Raw genomic sequence first — 22,024 nt, forward strand, 5'->3', positions numbered from 1 at the left:
GCCTTACAATAAGTGAACCATTTTTTTGCTCCGAATGATGCTGAGTACTGACTTGTGCCCTATGACACCGATATTGAAGCAACGTCTCTGGTATAATCCTGTTTTAATACACTTTCAATTGCCTCATTTAAGTATGCATCAGTATTGTGTACTGGCATAAACACTGTGAATGCTTTCATATTCGTATTGTTTGGTGAACAAATAGCTTATCCATATAAAATGGGGATTGCCGTTATTTCATCGCATTAATGTCACGCATTATTTTTTTGCAAAAAAAAGAAATAAAAAACGACATTCTAGAAACATCACATTGAATATTTGTTAATATCACAGATAAAATATTCATTTATCCATTATTTATGTTATTCAACATACATTCAAAGACAAAAAATGAAGCATTGAAATTCTTAACCTTACTACATTAACATAACAATTCAATATATTTTAGTAAGTTTGCCGCCTAATCTTACTTCGTATGACTATAGTTATACGCAAGGGAGACTATAGTTATCTTTGCGTATAACTATAGTCATACGCAAGATACACTATAGTCATACGAAATAAGAAATTGCTAATAAAAAAACATCCGGACAGGCAACCGGACAATTGAAAACAACTAAAAAATAAAATCGATTATGAGCATACACTACGACCTCTACGATACGCCCGACATTCAGCAATCTGGCGATGAGCAACCTCTTCATCCCCGTGTGGTTACTAAGGGAACCATTGACCAAGACGAATTTCTAGACCGGGTTCACAAATTCACAGGAATGAGCCGCAGTATGCTGGCAGGTGCCATGCAGTCTTTCCAGAACGAACTGCGGGATTTACTGGCAAACGGATGGATTGTTGAACTGGGAGACATCGGTTTCTTTTCGGTATCGCTGCAAGGTCCTCCCGTGATGAACAAGAAAGAAGTCCATGCGCAATCCATTAAACTGAAAAATGTCAATTTCAGGGTGAGCAAACAGTTTAAAAAAGAAGTGGGCTGGCAAATGAAACCCGAACGCGGAGAGTCCATCACTCGTCCTCGCGGGAAAGGACATAGCGAAGAAGAATGCCTAGCGATGATAAATGAACACCTTAATAAATACCCTTGCATAACCCGTGCAGATTATTGTCGGCTGACAGGACACGATAAACTACGTGCCGTAAATGAATTGAACCGTTTTATCGAACAGGGGATACTAATTCGTTACGGGGCAGGCAAACAGGTGGTTTATGCACGAAAGATAGTCTGAGGTCAGAACTATTCTGCCAGTAAATATAGCCCCATTCACCCCAAATTCATATTAACGAATTTATTAACGCACTTCTTCATTTCGGCTTGGTCAGGAATTTCCAAACACATATCTTTGCATCGTGATCACAAAACAAAAAAATAACAGATTAACTAACTATTAAAAAAAGAAAGACTATGGCATTAAAGTATGTTGTCAAGAAAAGAGTTTTCGGCTTTGACAAGACAAAGACTGAAAAGTATGTAGCACAGAATGTTATTACCAATACGGTAGATTTCAGAGATTTATGCAAGGAAGTATCCATGTACGGTATGATTCCCGAGGGTGCAGTGAAGCACGTGATTGACGCACTGATTGATGCGCTGAATACAAACCTGAACAAAGGATTGTCGGTGCAGTTAGGTGATTTCGGTTGTTTCCGCCCGGGAATGAACTGCAAGAGTCAGGATGCGGCAGAAGATGTGGATGCCGACACCATCCAACGGGTAAAAATTGTATTTACTCCGGGATATAAGTTTAAGGAAATGTTGGAAAAAGTCAGCATTAAAAAGACGGAAGGAAACGGCAGCAATGCTTCATCGGGAAACAATGGCGGAAATAATCCGGAAAAGCCGGATGGCGGTGACAGTGGAGAAACACCGGATCCCGATCCCGCAGCATAAAATCTGATATGCCTGAGAGCTAACGATTCGCTTTATTGAACGTGAGATACTGTTTCTACTTTTAGACAGAACAGTATCTCACGTATTTTATTTACCAGCCCGTATTCTGGCCTAAATTAGGATTCTTATAATATTCTGTCTGTGGTATAGGATACAGATACATCTTATCATCCCAGTTACGTGTTTCAAGCAACTCTTTCTTATAAACAGGTGAACCATTTTCCAGAGTAATCTTGATGCAATAAATGGCTTTGGTCTTATCACCTATCTTCCAACGACGGATGTCCCAGAACCGATGGTCTTCAAACGCCAGTTCCACGCGTCTTTCACGACGGATACTTTCAGTAAATGCATCGCCATCCGTTGTAACAGCAGGCATATCAGCTGCACTACGTACTTGATTCAGTGCTGCACGTGCAGACAATGGATGATCATTATCCGTATAATCGGCACCCTTCCAGGCATCCATCGCTTCTGCATAGTTCAGAAGAATCTCTGCATAACGGAATATAATGAAATGATGAGGTTTCTTTTTCTCGTTAGAAGGAGTAAGAGAAACGGTCTCGTTCATATACTTCTTCAAATAATAGCCGGTGGTAGTCGCTCCGGCTGTTCCAGCACCATCTTTACCGCCTTCATAAGACTGAATAGTTGAATTCATCCATGTATCTCCGTTGCAAAGTACTGTTTTGTAAAACCGTGGGTCTCTGCCCTCATACGGGTTCTGCCCCGGCGCAAGCTGTTCCCAGTCAAAGTCTTTTCCATTAGTCAGCTGAAAAGCATCCACCAGATTTTGGGTAGGTACATTGCCGGTTTCTCCCTTTTCATAACTGATAGGCAGATTGTTTGCTTCAAAGTCAAAACTTTCTCCATTTCTACGCTCAAAGATTAATTGCGGAGATTTCAAAACATCGTTTCCACCGTTCTTATCATACAGAGGATCGGCATTCGTTTTCGGCAGACTGTACCAGTTCTCTTTTATGATAGCATAAGCCGCATCGGCAGCAGCTTTCCACTTATCAGCATCCTGACTGGGATTATGTAACATACTCGCCGCATAAAGAAGGGCACGAGATTTCAATGCCAACGCAGTACCTTTAGTCACACGTCCCGTCTCCGCCCAAAAATCCTGATGACTGACGGGAAGTGTTTTAGCTGCATCACTACATTCATCGCATATATATTTTATCACTTCGCTGAAAGAACTCTTTTCCACGCTATTGATCTCATCCAACGCATACGTACGTGTCAATAATGGAATATCTCCGTATCGTTTGGCCAGTTCGAACAAGTAGAAAGCCCGCAACACCCGCAATTCTTCACGATACATAGTAGCTTTGGCAATATCTTCTTCATACGTATCATTCCAACGGAAACGCTCCAGCCTCTCTTGGGAATAGTTTTCGAGAAATGAATTAACGGAACGGATAGCTCCATAACACTTCGACCACATATTGTCGACTGCATTATTGGGACTCCAGGCATTATTATAAAAGTCGTGAACACTGTTGTCACTCCAAATATAAACTGAATTGTCCGTTGCAGACTCTCTCAAAGCCCCATTGAGCACTCCGAGATCTCCGGGCAACTGGCTATAAACATAAGTAGCCAAGCCCTTGACATTGCTAAAGTAGGAATAAGCCTCTTCTCTGTTCAAACCAGTCGATTCGTCCAGTTCGAGCAAGCTACACCCAGAAACGGATAGTAGCAAACCTGTATATAATATGATATATTTTCTCATGGTTATCTCACATTTTAGAAGTTAATATTCAATCCGAAATAAACGGAAGTCATATCCGGATAATTGATTTTCAGATCCTCACAGTTCATATATTTCACATGATCCAGCGAGAAAAGATTATTAGCTCTCGCATATACCTGAATCTTCTCCATCTTCACTTTCCTCGCCCAAGAAGAAGGAAGATTATAATAGACATTCAGGTTACGAAGTTTGAAGTAACTTCCGTTCTCCAGCCATTGTGTACTGTTCCTGAAGTTGTTGGCATTATCCAGCGTGGTCAGACGAGGAACATTTGCAATATCTTTCGTATCTTCCGTCCAACGGATTTTGTCGTTCAGATACCAGTTGGAGATATTTGTGTTGTTTCTCAACGGCCAGTACACGCTTGCAGTATTCAACATCACGCTATAATGCCCTACCCCTTGGAAGAGAGCGTCTACCCCAAAACCTTTATACTCAAATCCTAGGTTGATACCATAGTAAATCTCCGGTATGGCAGTAGAATATCCTATCGCTTTCTGATCATTACTGTCAATTACTTTATCACCATTTAAATCCCTATATTTGACATCCCCCGGACGTACTTCCGAGAATTTCTGTACAGGGCTGTTCTTAATGTCCTCCTCATCTCTAAAATAACCGATCGCTTCCCAACCGAAACATTGTCCGATAGGATAACCTTTCTTAGACAGATAGCCATACGGTTGATACCCCTCACCATTCTCTATGACTTTACTTTTAGCATAAGAGAAATTAGCACCGATGTAGTAGCTGAAGTTCTTATACTCTTTTTTCCACATAGCAGAGAGTTCTGTTCCTTTTGTTTCCACTTTTCCCGCATTCATCTGGGGAATGGTAACTCCGATTGCAGAAGATATCAACCCGCTTCCGTCAATTAAAATATTAGAGCGTTTGTCATAGAAACCATCAATAGAAAAAGTCAGTCCTTTGAACAAACTCATATCCAAACCGATATTATATTTATCTGCCACTTCCAAGTCGAGTTGCTCCATAGCCAGCACTCCCTCCTTCAGACTGCTTCCGGCAGAGGTATTTCCAGCCTGAAAATAGTAGGAACCGCTTCCTGTCCAATATTGCTTATCCATGTCATAATCATAGATATCATATCCGGAACGCCCGTAAGAAGCGCGAAGTTTCAGATAATCAAAAGCGGAGATTCCTTTCATGAAACTCTCGTTCGAGAGTATCCAGGCAGCGGATATGGCAGGATATGCACGATACTTATCGTTCTTTCCCAATACGCTACTGCCGAAACAGTTGGCAACAACATCCACCATGTAACGATTATCAAAATTATAACCTACGGTTCCGATAATGTACTGGCGGTAACGGCTATTATTAGCCCCTGTCAAGGTCATTGATTCCTGACGGAACATGGCACTGGCAGTAAAATCATGTTTGTCCCATGTCCGGTGGTAATTGACTTTCGCTTCAAAGTTTGCATGTATATATTGATTAGCCAATCCTTTGTTGCTGATTTCCAATTCATCGTTAGGATTTCCGTAATTCGTATAAACCGGTTCTCCGTCGGTACCTTTCTCAATGGTCTGATACATAAAGCTTTTCTTGGCTGTTTCCCGATAAGTCGCGTTATTATCATAGGCAATAGCAAGTTCAGCGCTCAGTCCGCGAGTCAATACAGACAGGTCTTGTACCAACCGCAGGTCTGCTTGCAGCATTCGCTGATTCAGTTTATAATAGCCTACGTCCGCCAGATTGGCTATCGGGTTTGTTTTCAGCACATTATTACTACCCCAGAGTCCATTCTGAGTCTGCACAGGGAATGCGGCAGATGGAGTATTGAATATCTGTTCGAACAAAGCAGCCTCCGATGTGGTAGGGCGTTTCGTTTCACGCAGCATACCGAGCATATTCAGTTTCAATTTCGTTGCATCTGTGATATCTACATCCAGATTCATGCGAAGATTGAGAAAATACTTTTTCATCTGGGAATTATAGCGGTCAGTGTAGTCTGTATACTTGGAATTCAACAGTCCCATATCATTCTTATAGTTCAAGACACTGAAATAGCGCAGCCTCTTACCTCCCCCGCGGAAAGTAATATCCAGTTGATGACTGGTCGTATGATTACGCAACGCTTCCTTCTGCCAATCAACATTCGGATAAAGATCGCTATTACCTCCGGCCAGAAAAGAAGCTTCGTCCATATCCGGTTGCAGGCCATCATATCTCAATGCTTCATTCCGGGCTTTTGCATACGTATAAGCGTCGGCAAATTCCGGCTGGTTTACGGGCAGACCTAGTCCAAACTTATAGTCTACCTTAATCTCCTTTTTACTGTACATACCGCGTTTGGTAGTTATCAGCACCACGCCGTTGGCGCCTCTACCTCCCCAAAGAGCAGTAGCAGCACCGTCTTTCAATACGGATATTGATTCAATTTCCGAAAGATTGATATATTCGATCGGGCGGGCAAAACCGTCTACCACAAATAATGGCGTATCTCCATTCAAGGAGCCACGACCACGTACATTTAAACGTGATTTGTCGGTTCCCCAACTCGTATTTTGCATCACAGTCAGTCCCGGCAACAGGCCATATATTGCATTGTAAGGACTCGTAGTTGCATTTTTATCCAATTCGTCCGAATAAATGGTAGATACCGCCTGTGTCTTCCGTAACTCGGTTGTCGTCTGAGTTCCCAGATCGACTGTCTTATCTTGTCCTTCATTATTTTGAGCTATCCCTGTAGTGGCAAACGCCAACGAGAAAGCTACGATATAAAGTGATTTATTCATAATCATTCTTCTTATTATTCAACGATTTGATTATTACCAACCCGGATTCTGAATCAATCCATATTTCTTGTTTATCTCGTCTACCGGTAGAGGTAACAGGAAATATTTGTCATTCCACTTCTCAGGTTTCGCATACTGGCGTGTTTCCGCCATTGCATGAGATACTTTATAAGAAAAGCCGCTCGGCTCACCGGCCGCTTTTTTAATAATCAGACGTGATAGTTGTCCGGTAAATATATCTGCGCGTTTCCAACGTATCAAATCGAAATAACGTACTTCTTCATAACCGAATTCAATGGCTCTTTCACGTAATATCGCTTCGCGCAACGGTTTTCCGGCCGGAACATCTGCCGCCGAAATCGCAGGCATACCTGCACGTTCCCTGGTTTTGTTCAGATAATCATAGGCCGTATTGCCAAACTCGTCACGAACTTCCGCCTTATTCAACTCATTCATCGCTTCAGCCATATTCAAATAAACTTCGGGAAGACGAATTAACGGACAAGAATAGAACTTACCATTCACTTCGTCATTAAAGTTTCGTATGAATTTTCTCATCGCAAAACCATTGTAGCTCATTCGCCCATCTTTATAAGGTGACTGAGTGGCTCCTTCAAAAATCTGCACCTTTTGGGCACCCTTAAACTTATCTCCATTCACAGCAACCGTTTCATACAAGCGGATATCCCTTCTAGGATTTCCATCCTTATCAAAGAAGGGGAATTTATTATGATCGGGATTATTCCAGTCGAATTCCGTCCCGTCCTTCATCTGAAACATATCGACATAGGTCAATGTAGGAGAAGCAACTCCGTAGCGTACTTGGGCAAACGGAAGTTTCCCCGTAGCATAAGTGGTAAATCTTCTGGAAGAAATCAGAACCTCTCCATTATGACGATTGAAATATCCTGCCGCAAAATCATCGCGAGGGTTACCTGTATTCACCAGTTGATAAACATTCGAATTCTTTTTATTAGCCCGCATAAATTCCAACCCTGCATCCAGTGCTTTCTGCCACCTGTCTGATGAATAATTACCATACCAGGTAAGGAATTGAGAGGAAGCATCACCTTCCAAATAGGGTTTGTCAGCATTAAACAAAGGACTCGCCACAAACTGAAGCACTCTGGACTTTAATGCTAAAGCAGAGGCCGCCGTCATTCGTCCGTCATTATCCGCATCTACCTGCCAAGGTAATACAGAGGCGGCGGCATCCAGCAACCCAATGATTTTCTGTACGGTTTCTTCTACCGTCATGCGAGGAAATTTCATCGCATCTTCTGCCGTATAAGCATGGTCTATCCACGGCATACCCCCATAATAACGGAGCATTTGAGAATAATGATAGGCAATAATTACTTGTGCTTCCGCTTTTCCTATCGCCTTTTCATCCGCAGTCATATCTGTCACTCTATCCACATTTTCAATATAGATATAAGCTCTCCGGATACCATAAATCGGACCGACACCAATGGTTCTATTATCAACATCCAACCGATATGGAAGATGTTCCAGATAGGCATTTGTTCCGTCTACCGTTCCTGTATAGAACTTAGGTGCTCCTTTTTTTGTCCAGTCACCCAAATCGGTAAGCATTTCCAGCACTCCATATCCCAGACGTCCTTGCATAGGCAGATAATCCGGCAGTGAATGGTAAGTCTCCGCCAATGCCTGCTCAGCATATACTTTCTTGTTAAAGACAGAATCTATATTCTGCTCATTACTTATCGGCTTATCCAAAAACTTCTCTCCGAACTTAAGGTCTTCGCACCCTATCAATGTCAATGCAAAGAGAGAAAGACAGCCCATATACTTTTTATAGTTTTTCATTGTCAGCACTATTAGAAGGTTAGATTAATACCTAAATTATATATCTTAATGATAGGGTAAGAATCCGCATTATTCGGATTACATTCAGGGTCCATGATGTCAAACTTATCAAAGGTCAGCAGATTATAGCCTGTCAGTTTTATACCTAACTGCTGGATACCCAGTTTTTTCAACATCTTCTTATCTGTAAAGTTATATCCTATTGTCACATTCTTCAGTTTCAAATAGGAACCGTCTCGTACCCAAAGAGAAGAAGAACGCATATTGTAAACTGCGTTTGTCTCGGTAAACCGCGGTGTGGTAGCCGTACCGGCTGTTTCCGGTGTCCAACGTGTATCTGCGTGGAACTGCATCAAGCCACGAATTTTACCATTTCCAAAAGGTTCTCTAAAAGCTCCATCCAACAACAAGGAACGCTGTGCGGCACCAGTCCAGTTCATTGTCAGGAAAAAGCCCTTATAATTAATGCCATAATTCAATCCGAATGTATAGGCCGGACGAGTCGGGTTTCCAATAATAGTCTGGTCGTCCGAAGTAATTTCTTCGTCACCGTTCAAATCCCGGTATTTCACATCACCCGGCTTCACGGATACCCCGGGGTCGGGCAAGCCAGCCACGAGTTTGCCGTTCTCTCCGAAATCCGCCTCCGTATAAAAGCCGTCCGCCACATATCCGAAAAGTGTTCCTACCGGATTTCCCGTCCTCCACATATAAGGTTCATTAGGTTCTACCTCGTCCTGGAAAATAATCTTATTCTTTGAGTAGGAAACGTTTGCCTGAACATTATACTGAACCTGACCGATCCTGTCATTCCACTTCACTTCTACTTCATAGCCGTGATTTTTCACTTTACCCATATTTACGGCAGGGAGAATCGAGGAAGTCAGTCCCGTTAATAAAGGTATTGTCTTACGACTGATAAGAATGTCCTTACGTTCTTCGAGGAAATAATCCAAAGAGATCTTCAGACGGCTCTTCAAGAAATGAACGTCCAGTCCATAATTCTGTTTCAGCGCCGTTTCCCAAGTCACGTTCGGATTACCCAGACGTTTCTCCAGCGCACCCAGGACCAGCGCTTTGCTGTTATAACCAAAGTTGAAGCCGTATTTATTGTTATTCCACGCGTCTACTCCGCTCAGGTTCACATCATAAGAATCCGGCAGGAACAAGAAACGATTATTTCCAAGGTTATCATTTCCGACCAGACCGACTGAAGCACGGAATTTCAGATAATCAACAACCTTCTGTTGTTTCATAAATGCTTCCTCCGACAGGATGTAACCGATAGAACCGGCAGGGAATGCACCGAATCTCTTACCCGGAGCAAAATTCTCGGAGCCATTATAACCGAAGTTGACTTCTGCCATATAACGGGATTTATAATCATACGTCAGACGCCCTACAAAACCGATGTAAGCGGACGGTACTCCCACCCATTGAGCAGGATAGTATTTTTTACTCTGATTATATAAGAACAATCCTCCGACATTATGAGAACCAAACTTACGGTTATATCTCAGACTTGCCTCCAGATACCAGTTTCTTGCCCTCGAGGAAGTTTCGTCATATTGCAAGCTCTTATTTTCTCCTTTGATCTTATAAACAATATTCTTGTTGAAATCCGGCGAGTCATAACCAAGCGACGGATCCTCCAAAGAAGACTGGTAGAAAGGCATAAATTGCTCCACCTGTCCTTTACGTTTCTTAGTAAAGCCATAACTCGTATTATAGGCACCTTTTATCTCTGCTGACAGTCCTTTAGTAATAAAGTCCAATTTCTGGTTCAACAGAAGATCCAAATTCATTGTATTATTAATAGCTGTTGAATAACCTGTCCCGTAACATTTAGGCAAAGCACTGTTACCCAAATTAATTTTATTATCAAAACGTTCTTCGGGGGTAACTATCAGCTTCCCGTCAATTACTCCCGGGCTGCTGAACGGAGTCGTCTGATTAATCAATGTCCAGATTGAATTAGTCGCATCATTAATCATCGGTTCATTCCGGTTACCTACAATACCACCGATACCAATCTTTAACGTGGTAGTCTTAGTAGCATCAAAATCCAGATTGGCCCGATAATTATACCTTTTGTATTTATAATTATTATCATATCCCACTCCTTTGAACTGTTTCAACAGGCCATTCTGATATAAGAAACCTAAAGATATGAAGTAACGTATATCCTTTGTTCCTCCGGAAATATTCAGGTTGTGTTGTGTCTGCACAGATGTCTTATTCAGCAGATATCTTCTCCAGTCGATACTGGGATACATGATGGGATCATCATTCAGTCTGAATCGTTCAACTGCATAATTATCAAATACCAAATCATTCTCGGTAGCATTTGGCTTGTCATTTGTTATAATCTCATTTCTCAAAGTTGCATACGTATAACTGTCTGCCATTTCGAGCATACGAGTAGGCATCTGAATACCAACCGAAGAATTCACCGAGATTTTCGCTTTGCCCTCTTTACCACGGCGTGTAGTTACCAAAATTACGCCATTTGCACCTCGAACACCGAATACAGCAGTGGCAGAAGCGTCTTTCAGTACTGTCACACTTTCTATTTCATTCGGATCCATTTGATAAAACGAACGTTCCACACCGTCCACCAGGATCAGAGGAGAAGAAGCACTTTCTGTCAAAGACCCTACACCGCGAATAAACACTTTGGGATCTTCCTGCCCCGGTTGGCCGCTGGTTTGTACAGATGAGAGTCCCGTGATCTGGCCTGCCAACGTGTTAGCTACACTAGCATTAGGCGAACGCACCAACGCATCATTACTTACGGCAGAGATAGCCCCTGTCAAAGTCTCTTTCTTCTGTGTACCATAGGCCACAACCGTAACTTCCTGAAGTTCATTTGCTGTTTCTTTTAGAATAATTTTTAGTTGTTTACGCCCGTTCAACGGGACCTCTTGAGGTTCATATCCCATGAACGAGATTTGCAGAACAGCTTTTTGAAGATTGCTCACTTTTAAATGAAAAACACCATTCATGTCGGTGATGACACCGTTAGCAGTGCCTTTTTCTTTCACATTCGCACCAATTACTTCCAAATTAGATTCATCCAATACAGTTCCCGTTACTGTATTCTGCGCCCATACTAAGAGCGAACAACACATAAGCATTAACGTACTGATGCACCTTTTGCATCTTTTCAGCCTCGTCAGTTTATTCATAATAATAAATTTAAAAATTAGAAATAGAAATAGGTTTATTAAAAAACACTCGCTGCAAATTAAGTAAATGATACAGTTTTTAAGATACTGATATCATACTAAAAAGGTACAAAATAGTACATAACAAGAAATAATAAGTATTAAAATTAATTGTATTATCCATAGTATCAAGCTATCCCAACAACAAAAAACATCCAATTCATCGTTTCTTATTGACTTTACATACACGAAAAATAAAACTTCAAAGATCAACTCACCAAGTTCTTCCTTCATCGCAAATCTATGCATAAACAATACATCTTTATTATACTTCATTTTATAGTTCATAAATAAATTAAAATTGAACCATAGATATACTTATTAGACTCATTATTCTCCTTTACTAATCAAATTATTCCCTATCTTTGACTCCCGAAATTCAAACCTAATACAAAAACCCATGAAGAAACAACTGCTATTTTGCTGCTTGGCCACGTTAGGACTAAACGCCATGCAAGCACAAAACTTCAATGAGTGGAAAGATCCGGAAGTGAATTCCGTAAACCGCTCGACAATGCACACTAATTATTTCGCCTATGCATCGGCTGATGAAGCCAAAGCCGGAATCAAAGAAAACTCAAAGAATTTTATGACCCTGAATGGGCTTTGGAAATTCAACTGGGTGAGAAACGCGGATGCACGTCCGACCGATTTCTTCCAGACTAATTTCAATGACAAGGGCTGGGACAATATTAAGGTGCCCGGAGTATGGGAGTTAAACGGATACGGAGACCCGATCTATGTAAACGTAGGATATGCATGGAGAAGCCAGTTCAAGAACAATCCCCCCTTTGTTCCCGTTGAAAACAATCATGTAGGTTCTTACCGGAAAGAAATCATTCTGCCCGCCGACTGGAAAGGGAAAGAGATTTTTGCCCATTTCGGTTCAGTAACTTCTAATATGTACCTTTGGGTAAACGGACGCTATGTGGGATACAGCGAAGACAGCAAATTGGAAGCTGAATTCAACCTGACAAACTATCTGAAACCAGGAAAAAACATCATCGCTTTCCAAGTATTCCGTTGGTGCGACGGCACTTATCTGGAAGATCAGGATTTCTTTCGCTACTCCGGTGTGGGACGCGACTGTTATCTTTATGCCCGCGATAAGAAATATATCCAGGATATTCGTGTAACTCCCGACCTCGACAGCCAATATAAGGACGGGACATTGAATATCTCTGTAGACTTGAAAGGTAGCGGCACAGTGGCCTTAAACCTGACAGATGCACAAGGGAACAGTGTAGCTACTGCCGATCTGAAAGGTTCCGGCAAGCTGAACACTACACTGAATATCTCCAACCCTGCCAAATGGACAGCCGAAACGCCCAATCTTTATACACTGACCGCTACCCTGAAAAACGGCAACAGCACAGTAGAGGTAATTCCCGTGAAGGTTGGTTTCCGCAAGATTGAACTGAAAGGCGGACAGATACTCGTTAACGGCCAGCCTGTACTCTTCAAGGGAGCCGACCGCCACGAAATGGATCCGGACGGCGGTTATGTAGTTTCCCTGGAACGTATGTTGCAAGACATCAAAGTAATGAAAGAGCTTAATATCAACGCCGTACGTACCTGCCACTATCCGGACGACAACCGCTGGTATGACCTTTGCGACCAATACGGGCTCTATGTAGTAGCCGAAGCCAATGTGGAATCCCACGGTATGGGATATGGTGACCAGACACTGGCAAAGAACCCCAGTTACGCCAAAGCCCATATGGAGCGCAACCAACGCAACGTACAACGCAGCTACAATCACCCGTCCATCATCTTCTGGTCACTGGGCAATGAAGCCGGCATGGGACCGAACTTTGAGAAATGCTACACCTGGATTAAGAACGAAGACAAAACACGTGCCGTACAGTACGAGCAAGCACGTACCAGCGAATTTACAGACATCTATTGCCCGATGTACCTAGGTTACGAAGGCTGTATCAAATACTGCGAAGGTGATATTCAAAAACCGTTGATTCAATGTGAATACGCACACGCTATGGGTAACTCACAAGGCGGATTCAAAGAATACTGGGACATCATCCGCAAATATCCGAAATACCAAGGCGGATTTATCTGGGACTTTGTAGACCAGTCCTGCCACTGGAAAAACAAAGATGGAGTAGATATTTACGGCTACGGTGGCGACTTCAACAAATATGACGGTTCGGACAATAACTTCAACGACAACGGTTTAATCAGCCCGGACCGCGTACCTAATCCGCATGCTTACGAAGTAGCTTATTTCTATCAGGATATCTGGACTACTCCCGCCGACCTTGCCAAAGGTGAAATCAACATCTTCAACGAAAACTTCTTCCGCGACCTGTCTTCATATTATATGGAATGGCAATTACTGGCAAACGGGGAAGTGGTACAGACCGGCATTGTATCCGACCTGAAAGCAGCGCCTCAGCAAACTGTGAAAGTGCAGCTTCCGATTGACACGAAGAACATCTGCCCCTGCAAGGAACTGCTGCTCAACGTCAACTATAAACTGAAAGCCGCAGAGACATTATTGCCCGCAGGAACTACCGTCGCTTACGACCAGTTAAGCATCCGTGATTACAAAGCACCGGAACTCAAACTGGAAAATGTACAGGCTTCCAACCTAGCAGTCAATGTGCCCAGCATCCTGGATAACGACCATTACTACCTGATTGTCAAAGGCGAAAACTTCTCTATGGATTTCAACAGGCAAAACGGCTATCTCTGCCGCTACGACGTGAACGGCATGCAGATGATGGAAGACGGCAGCGAACTGACTCCCAACTTCTGGCGTGCACCGACCGATAACGATTTCGGAGCAGGATTGCAACGCAAATATGCGGTTTGGAAGAACCCGGAACTAAAACTTACGTCTCTGAAACACGGCATCGAAAATGACCAGGCTGTGGTTCGTGCAGAATACGACATGAAATCGGTGGGCGGCAAGTTATTCCTCACTTATACTATCAATAATAAGGGAGCGGTAAAAGTTACTCAGAAAATGGTAGCCGACAAGAGCAAAAAGGTTTCTGAAATGTTCCGCTTCGGTATGCAGCTTCGTATGCCTCTTGCTTTCAACGAGGTAGAATATTACGGGCGCGGTCCGGTAGAAAACTATTCCGACCGTAACCACGGTGCCATGATAGGCAAATACCGCCAGACGGTAGAAGAACAATTCTATCCGTATATCCGTCCGCAGGAAACCGGAACGAAGACCGACATCCGCTGGTGGAGACTGCTGAATATCGGTGGCAACGGCTTAGAGTTCGTTTCTGAAGCTCCGTTCTCCGCTTCTGCACTGAACTACACCATCGAATCATTGGACGACGGCGATGCAAAAGACCAACGCCACTCACCGGAAGTTGAAAAAGCAAACTTTACAAACTTCTGCATTGACAAGGTACAGACAGGTTTGGCATGCGTCAACAGTTGGGGAGCTATACCATTAGAAAAGTATCGTCTTCCTTACCAGGATTATGAATTCAGTTTCATCATGTCACCCGTATCGCATAAACTGAAGTAATGAAGTAAAAAACATCGTTAAAAAACACGGTATCAGAGTACAAGAATAGCGAAATTACTGTACTTTTGCAGCCGGAAACTGATTTATCTGAATTAGTTTCCGGCTTTTATTCCTTAAATCCCCCCTTTTATACAAGAGAATGACACACGTTCAACAAAACGCATAATTAAAAAAAACAGATAAATGAGAAGTATGAAAAGTAGAATTGTTTTATTTGCATTTTGCTTAGCCCTTCTGTCCAGTTGCGGCAATAAGGGAAATGACACGGGAAAAGTCCCCGAGTATGCAGTACAGGAGTTACAAAAGTCAACTGCAAATCTAACGACAGCTTATCCGGCTACTATTAAAGGCAAACAAGACGTAGAAATCCGTCCGCAAGTATCGGGCTTCATCACCAAACTGTGTGTAGACGAAGGAGCAAGTGTCCGTAAGGGACAAGTCCTGTTCATCATTGACCCTACACAGTACGAAGCGGCAGTACGCACAGCCCAAGCAGCCGTTGCAACGGCAGAAGCGGCAGTACGCACCCAACAGATAACGGTGGACAATAAGCGTGAACTGAACAAGAAGAACATCATCAGTGATTATGACCTGTCGATGGCTGAAAACACATTGGCACAGTCTCAAGCACAGTTGGCGCAGGCAAAGGCACAATTGACTACTGCCCGGCAAAACCTCTCATTCACACAGGTGAAGAGTCCTTCCGACGGTGTCATCAATAATATCCCTTATCGTTTGGGAGCATTGGTAAGCCCTTCTATCGCCACTCCGATGACTACCGTTTCCGAAATTGATGAAGTATATGTATATTTCTCAATGACAGAAAAAGAACTGTTGGCTATGACCAAGTCAGGAAGCACTATCAAAGAAGAAATCAGCAAAATACCGGCTATTAAATTACAGTTGATTGACGGTACCGAATACAGCATTGAAGGTAAAGTGGACGCCATCACGGGAGTTATCGACCAAACCACCGGTTCCGTAAGCATGCGCGCCATCTTCCCGAACAAGGAGCACATCTTGCGTAGCGGCGGTACGGCAAACGTACTGATTCCTTATACTATGGACAACGTTATCAGCATACCGCAGTCTGCAACAGTAGAAATCCAAGATAAGAAGTTCGTTTATGTCCTCCAACCGGACAACACTGTGAAATATACGGAAATCAATATTTTCAACCTGGATAACGGAAAAGAATATCTCGTTACTTCCGGCTTGAACGCAGGAGACAAAATCATAATCGAAGGAGTACAAAACCTGAAAGATGGTCAGAAGGTTCAGCCTATCACACCGGCTCAGAAAGAAGCGAACTATCAACAGCACTTGAAAGACCAACGCGAAGGAAATTTAGCTACCGCTTTCAATTAATAATTTAGATAACCGTATGAAATTAGATAATTTTATTAACCGTCCGGTACTATCAACCGTTATTTCTATCTTGATAGTAATCCTGGGGGCCATCGGATTGGCTACGCTGCCTATCACCCAGTATCCGGACATCGCGCCCCCTACTGTGTCTGTAAGGGCTACTTATACGGGAGCCAGCGCGTCGACCGTATTGAACTCCGTGATTGCCCCGCTCGAGGAACAAATCAACGGTGTGGAAAACATGATGTACATGACCTCTACCGCCTCCAACACAGGTTCCGGCGAAATCTCCATCTACTTCAAACAAGGGACAGACCCGGACATGGCTGCCGTCAATGTGCAAAACCGTGTTTCGATGGCGCAGGGATTGCTCCCCGCCGAAGTGACCAAAGTCGGTGTGACAACACAGAAACGCCAAACCTCCATGCTGGTGGTATTCTCCCTCTATGACGAAACCGACACGTATGCGGAATCGTTCATCGAGAACTATGCGAAAATCAACCTGATTCCGCAAGTTCAGCGTGTGCCGGGTGTGGGTGACGCCTCCGTGATGGGACAGGATTACTCCATGCGCATCTGGCTGCGTCCGGACGTAATGGCGCAATATAAGCTGATTCCGAGCGACGTATCCGCCGCTTTGGCAGAACAGAACGTGGAAGCTGCTCCGGGACAGTTCGGCGAACGCAGTAACCAGACCTTCCAATACACCATCCGCTACAAAGGCCGTCTGCAACAGCCGGAGGAGTTTGAGAACATCGTCATCAAGTCTCTGCCCAACGGCGAAGTGCTTCGTCTGAACGACATCGCCGAAGTGCAGTTAGACCGCTTGGGATACAACTTTACCAACCGCGTAAATGGACATAAGGCCGTAACCTGTATCGTTTATCAGATGGCAGGAACCAACGCCACACAAACCATCAGCGACATTCAGGCACTATTGGACGAAGCATCGAAAACTTTGCCGTCGGGCTTGAAGATAAACGTTTCGATGAATGCCAACGACTTCCTGTTCGCCTCTATCCATGAGGTTTTGAAGACTTTGATTGAAGCCTTTATCCTGGTGTTCATCGTGGTATATATTTTCTTGCAGGACTTGCGTTCTACATTGATTCCGACCATTGCCATCCCGGTAGCCCTTATCGGTACATTCTTCATCTTGTCTCTGGTAGGGTTCAGTCTGAACTTGCTGACGCTATGTGCTCTCGTGCTTGCCATTGCGATTGTGGTCGATGACGCCATCGTGGTCGTTGAGGGTGTACACGCCAAGCTCGACCAAGGCTACACTTCGGCACGTCTGGCTTCCATTGACGCGATGAATGAGCTGGGTGGTGCTATCGTATCCATTACGCTGGTCATGATGGCCGTGTTCGTTCCGGTAAGTTTCATGGGTGGAACGGCAGGAACATTCTACCGCCAGTTCGGTATGACAATGGCCATCGCTATCGGTCTGTCCGCCTTGAACGCCTTGACATTAAGCCCCGCCTTGTGTGCCGTTCTTCTGAAACCGCACAAACAGGAAGGCGAAGGTTCCGAAGAGGTTCCTCCATTGAAAGAACGTATGAAAACAGCCTATAAGGCAGCTCATACAACAATGATAAAAAGATATACCGAAGCTATCGGAAAGATGCTACATCCGGGAATCACACTTACATTCACACTTGTTGCCATTCTCGGCATGATTTTCGGTCTTTTCCATATCAATCCGGTCATTACCGCCATCTTCATACTTCTCAGTATTCTGGCGCTCATCGGAATGAGTACGGATAAATTCAAAAACAGATTCAACGACACATACGAATCGATCCTGAAACGCTATAAGAAACGCGTATTGTTCTTCATACAGAAGAAGTGGTTGTCTATGGGACTGGTCGTTGCTTCTATCGCATTGCTTATGTTCTTCATGAACACCACCCCGACAGGTATGGTGCCCAACGAAGATACCGGTACGCTGATGGGAGCCGTGACCCTGCCGCCGGGCACATCACAAGACCACTCGGAAGAGATTCTGGCACGTGTAGACAGCCTGATTGCTGCTGACCCTGCCGTAGCTTCACGCACATTGATTTCCGGTTTCAGCTTTATCGGTGGACAAGGACCATCCTACGGTTCTTTCATCATCAAGCTGAAAGACTGGGATGAACGTTCAATGATACAGAACTCCGACGTTATTGTAGGTTCCTTATATATGCGTGCACAGAAAATCATCAAGGAAGCACAGGTATTGTTCTTTGCTCCGCCGATGATTCCGGGTTACTCGGCATCCACGGATATTGAGGTGAACATGCAGGATAAGACGGGTGGCGACCTGAACAAGTTCTTCGATGTAGTCAACGACTATACCGCTGCGCTAGAAGCCCGCCCCGAAATTAATTCGGCAAAAACGACGTTCAACCCGAACTTCCCGCAATATATGATTGATATTGACGCGGCAGCCTGTAAGAAAGCAGGTATCAGCCCGAGTGATATCCTCACTACCATGCAGGGATATTACGGTGGTCTGTATGCATCCAATTTCAACCGTTTCGGTAAGATGTATCGTGTAATGATTCAGTCAGACCCGCTGTCACGCAAGAACCTGGAATCATTGAAGAATATCAAGGTTCGTAACCGTTCGGGCGAAATGGCTCCTATCTCACAGTTCATTTCTATCGACAAAGTATACGGACCGGATATCATCAGCCGTTTCAACCTTTACACTTCCATGAAAGTGATGGTGGCTCCTGCCAGCGGTTATACATCAGGCCAGGCATTGACAGCATTGGCGGAAGTAGCCAATCAGAACCTTCCTGCCGGTTATACCTATGAACTGGGTGGTATGGCACGTGAAGAGGCACAGAGCAGTGGAAGCGCCACTGGATTGATTTTCATCCTCTGCTTCGTATTCGTTTACCTGCTGCTGAGCGCACAGTACGAAAGTTACATACTTCCGTTGGCCGTGTTGCTATCCGTTCCGTTCGGTCTGTTAGGCAGCTTTCTGTTTGTGAACGGAGTGAGTGCCATCGGCAATATCTCGATGTTGAAAATGATTCTCGGCACGATGTCCAACAATATCTATATGCAGATTGCGTTAATCATGTTGATGGGTCTGCTGGCGAAGAATGCCATCCTGATTGTAGAGTTCGCCCTCGACCGTCGTAAGATGGGCATGAGCATCACATGGGCAGCTGTATTGGGTGCCGGTGCCCGTCTCCGTCCTATCTTGATGACATCATTGGCGATGGTAGTCGGACTGCTTCCGTTGATGTTTGCCTTCGGCGTAGGTGCTCATGGTAACCGCACACTGGGTACGGCTTCTATCGGTGGTATGTTAGTCGGCATGATTTGTCAGATTTTCATCGTTCCTGTCCTGTTCGTAATCTTCCAGTACCTGCAAGAGAAGGTGAAACCGATGGAATGGGAGGATATTGACAATACGGACGCCGTAACTGAGATTGAACAATACGCTAAATAATGAAATTCGATATGAAGAAACAGATTCTATATATGTTGTGCGCAACTGCTCTCCTGAGTAGTTGCCACATCTATAAGTCGTATGACAGACCCGAAGATATTACCACTTCCGGACTGTATCGTGACCCGATGGCGGATAATGATACACTGGTTTCGGATACCGCCAACTTCGGTAACCTGCCGTGGAGAGAAGTCTTCACCGACCCACAGCTACAGTCTCTCATCGAAGCGGGACTGAAACAAAACACCGACCTCTTGTCCGCTGCCCAGAATGTAAAAGCGGCAGAAGCATCTCTGATGTCGGCACGCCTGGCTTATGCTCCGTCATTGGGACTGTCTCCGCAAGGAACAATCAGCAGCTTTGACAAGAACGCAGCTACAAAAACTTACTCGCTGCCTGTAACTGCCAGTTGGCAAGTCGATTTGTTCGGTCAGTTGCTGAACTCCAAACGAAATGCACAAGTTACCCTGAAGCAAGTAAAGGCTTACCGCCAAGCAGTGCAGACGCAAGTTATCTCCAATATTGCCAACATGTATTATACATTAATGATGTTGGACCGCCAGTTGGAAATAACCAAAGCTACGGCTGAAATTCTGAAACAGAACGCTGAAACGATGGAAGCGATGAAAGACGCTGCCATGTACAATATTAATTCGGCAGGAGTTGAACAAAGTAAGGCTGCTTATGCTCAGGTACTTGCCAGTATCCCTGATATCGAACAGAGTATCCGTGAAACTGAAAATGCCCTGTCTACTTTCTTGGGAGAGGCTCCCCACTCCATCAAACGCGGCGTGCTGGAAGCACAAGTACTCCCGACCGAACTTTCCGCAGGCGTACCTATCCAGTTGCTGTCCAACCGTCCGGACGTAAAAGCAGCCGAAATGGCTTTGGCAAGTTGCTATTATAATACCAACTCGGCACGTGCCGCTTTCTATCCGCAAATCACGCTCAGCGGTTCGGCAGGATGGACAAACAGCGCCGGAAGTGCAATTATCAACCCGGGCAAGTTATTGGCTTCCGCCATTGGCTCTCTGACTCAGCCGCTTTTCTACCGCGGACAGAATATCGCCCGTCTGAAAGCTGCCAAAGCTCAGGAAGAAACTGCGAAGTTGGCCTTCCGGCAAAGCTTGTTGAACGCCGGAAGCGAAGTCAGCAATGCGCTAAGTTTATACCAAAAGACAAGCGAAAAGGTAGAATCCCGCCGGATGCAGGTAGAATCGGCCAAAAAAGCTTCGGAAGATACAAAAGAATTGTTTAACTTGGGAACTTCAACCTATCTGGAAGTACTGTCTGCACAACAATCTTACCTGAGCGCGCAGATTTCTCAGGTTTCCGATTGCTTTGACCGGATGCAGGCCGTCGTAAGCCTTTACCAGGCTTTGGGTGGTGGAAGAGAAGAATAACTTTAAACTTATACTATTATGATTAGTCCGTTAGCTTACGTAGACCCCGAAGCAAAACTAGGCAAGAATGTTACTGTCCAGCCGTTTGCCTACATCGAAAAGAATGTGGAAATTGGAGATGACTGTGTCATCATGTCTTATGCCAGTATCCTGCAAGGTACGAAAATGGGAAAAGGAAACAAAGTACATCAGAATGCTGTCCTGGGAGCGGAACCGCAAGACTTTCACTATGCCGGAGAAAAAAGCAGCCTGATTATCGGGGACAACAATGATATTCGTGAAAATGTAGTTATCAGCCGTGCTACCTTTGCCGGCAATGCTACCAGAATAGGAAATGGCAACTACCTGATGGACAAAGTACATCTTTGTCATGACGTACAGATAAACAACAACTGCGTAGTAGGTATCGGTACCACTATCGCAGGAGAATGCACATTAGACGATTGCGTTATCCTGAGCGGCAATGTCACCTTGCATCAATACTGCCACATCGGCAGCTGGACGCTTGTACAAAGCGGATGCCGTATCTCCAAGGATGTGCCGCCATATGTCATCATGTCGGGAAACCCGGTGGCATATCATGGAGTGAATGCCGTAGTCCTGTCACAACACCGCAACACGTCGGAAAGAATTCTCCGCCACATCGCCAATGCTTACCGCTTGATTTATCAAGGCAACTTCAGCGTTCAGGATGCAGTACAGAAGATTATCGACCAAGTGCCGATGAGCGAGGAAATCGAAACAATCGTAAACTTCGTGAAAGGCTCGGAAAGAGGTATTGTGAAGTAAATAAAGTGATTTTTATACAAA

General features: G+C 44.3%; 11 protein-coding genes. 7 read left to right on the forward strand and 4 right to left on the reverse strand.

Going from position 1 to position 22,024, the window contains the following annotated elements; genetic code table 11:
• Positions 1–635: 635 nt before the first annotated feature.
• Both NSB03_RS00350 and NSB03_RS00355 read left to right on the forward strand, forming a co-directional pair.
• The gene (locus tag NSB03_RS00350; RefSeq protein WP_024986057.1) at positions 636–1,244 is read left to right on the forward strand and encodes an HU family DNA-binding protein; all 609 of its coding nucleotides are present in this window, start codon (positions 636–638) and stop codon (positions 1,242–1,244) included.
• A gap of 176 nt (positions 1,245–1,420) precedes the next feature.
• Complete coding sequence (locus tag NSB03_RS00355) at positions 1,421–1,906, forward strand: HU family DNA-binding protein (protein ID WP_024986058.1); 486 nt, start codon at positions 1,421–1,423, stop codon at positions 1,904–1,906.
• 91 nt (positions 1,907–1,997) lie between these two features.
• Here the strand turns inward: NSB03_RS00355 and NSB03_RS00360 are convergent, their stop codons facing one another.
• Genes NSB03_RS00360 through NSB03_RS00375 form a run of 4 tightly spaced genes read right to left on the reverse strand, consistent with a single transcriptional unit; the run spans position 1,998 to position 11,394 of the window.
• Complete coding sequence (locus NSB03_RS00360) at positions 1,998–3,647, reverse strand: RagB/SusD family nutrient uptake outer membrane protein (RefSeq protein WP_167830036.1); 1,650 nt, start codon at positions 3,645–3,647, stop codon at positions 1,998–2,000.
• Positions 3,648–3,661: 14 nt separating this feature from the next.
• The gene (locus NSB03_RS00365) at positions 3,662–6,433 is read right to left on the reverse strand and encodes a SusC/RagA family TonB-linked outer membrane protein (RefSeq protein ID WP_135036294.1); all 2,772 of its coding nucleotides are present in this window, start codon (positions 6,431–6,433) and stop codon (positions 3,662–3,664) included.
• A 27-nt stretch (positions 6,434–6,460) separates the two neighbouring features.
• Complete coding sequence (locus tag NSB03_RS00370) at positions 6,461–8,257, reverse strand: RagB/SusD family nutrient uptake outer membrane protein (RefSeq protein WP_024986060.1); 1,797 nt, start codon at positions 8,255–8,257, stop codon at positions 6,461–6,463.
• Positions 8,258–8,268: 11 nt separating this feature from the next.
• Positions 8,269–11,394, reverse strand: a complete 3,126-nt coding sequence (locus NSB03_RS00375; RefSeq protein ID WP_024986061.1) for a SusC/RagA family TonB-linked outer membrane protein — start codon at positions 11,392–11,394, stop codon at positions 8,269–8,271.
• 490 nt (positions 11,395–11,884) lie between these two features.
• Between NSB03_RS00375 and lacZ the strand changes: the two genes are divergently transcribed.
• The 5 genes from lacZ to lpxA all read left to right on the forward strand — a co-directional run bounded on the left by lacZ (position 11,885) and on the right by lpxA (position 22,003).
• Positions 11,885–14,992, forward strand: a complete 3,108-nt coding sequence (gene lacZ / locus NSB03_RS00380; protein WP_135036291.1) for a beta-galactosidase, LacZ type — start codon at positions 11,885–11,887, stop codon at positions 14,990–14,992.
• A 192-nt stretch (positions 14,993–15,184) separates the two neighbouring features.
• A complete protein-coding gene (locus NSB03_RS00385; RefSeq protein ID WP_024986063.1) occupies positions 15,185–16,360 on the forward strand; it encodes an efflux RND transporter periplasmic adaptor subunit in 1,176 nt (391 codons plus the stop codon).
• A 16-nt stretch (positions 16,361–16,376) separates the two neighbouring features.
• Complete coding sequence (locus NSB03_RS00390; protein WP_024986064.1) at positions 16,377–19,811, forward strand: efflux RND transporter permease subunit; 3,435 nt, start codon at positions 16,377–16,379, stop codon at positions 19,809–19,811.
• 11 nt (positions 19,812–19,822) lie between these two features.
• Complete coding sequence (locus tag NSB03_RS00395; protein WP_024986065.1) at positions 19,823–21,214, forward strand: efflux transporter outer membrane subunit; 1,392 nt, start codon at positions 19,823–19,825, stop codon at positions 21,212–21,214.
• A gap of 18 nt (positions 21,215–21,232) precedes the next feature.
• Positions 21,233–22,003: an acyl-ACP--UDP-N-acetylglucosamine O-acyltransferase gene (lpxA, locus tag NSB03_RS00400; protein WP_024986066.1), complete on the forward strand. Its 771-nt coding sequence runs from the start codon at positions 21,233–21,235 to the stop codon at positions 22,001–22,003.
• The last annotated feature ends 21 nt before the right edge of the window (positions 22,004–22,024 follow it).

This window comes from Bacteroides acidifaciens, from assembly GCF_024623065.1.
Lineage (GTDB): Bacteria > Bacteroidota > Bacteroidia > Bacteroidales > Bacteroidaceae > Bacteroides > Bacteroides acidifaciens.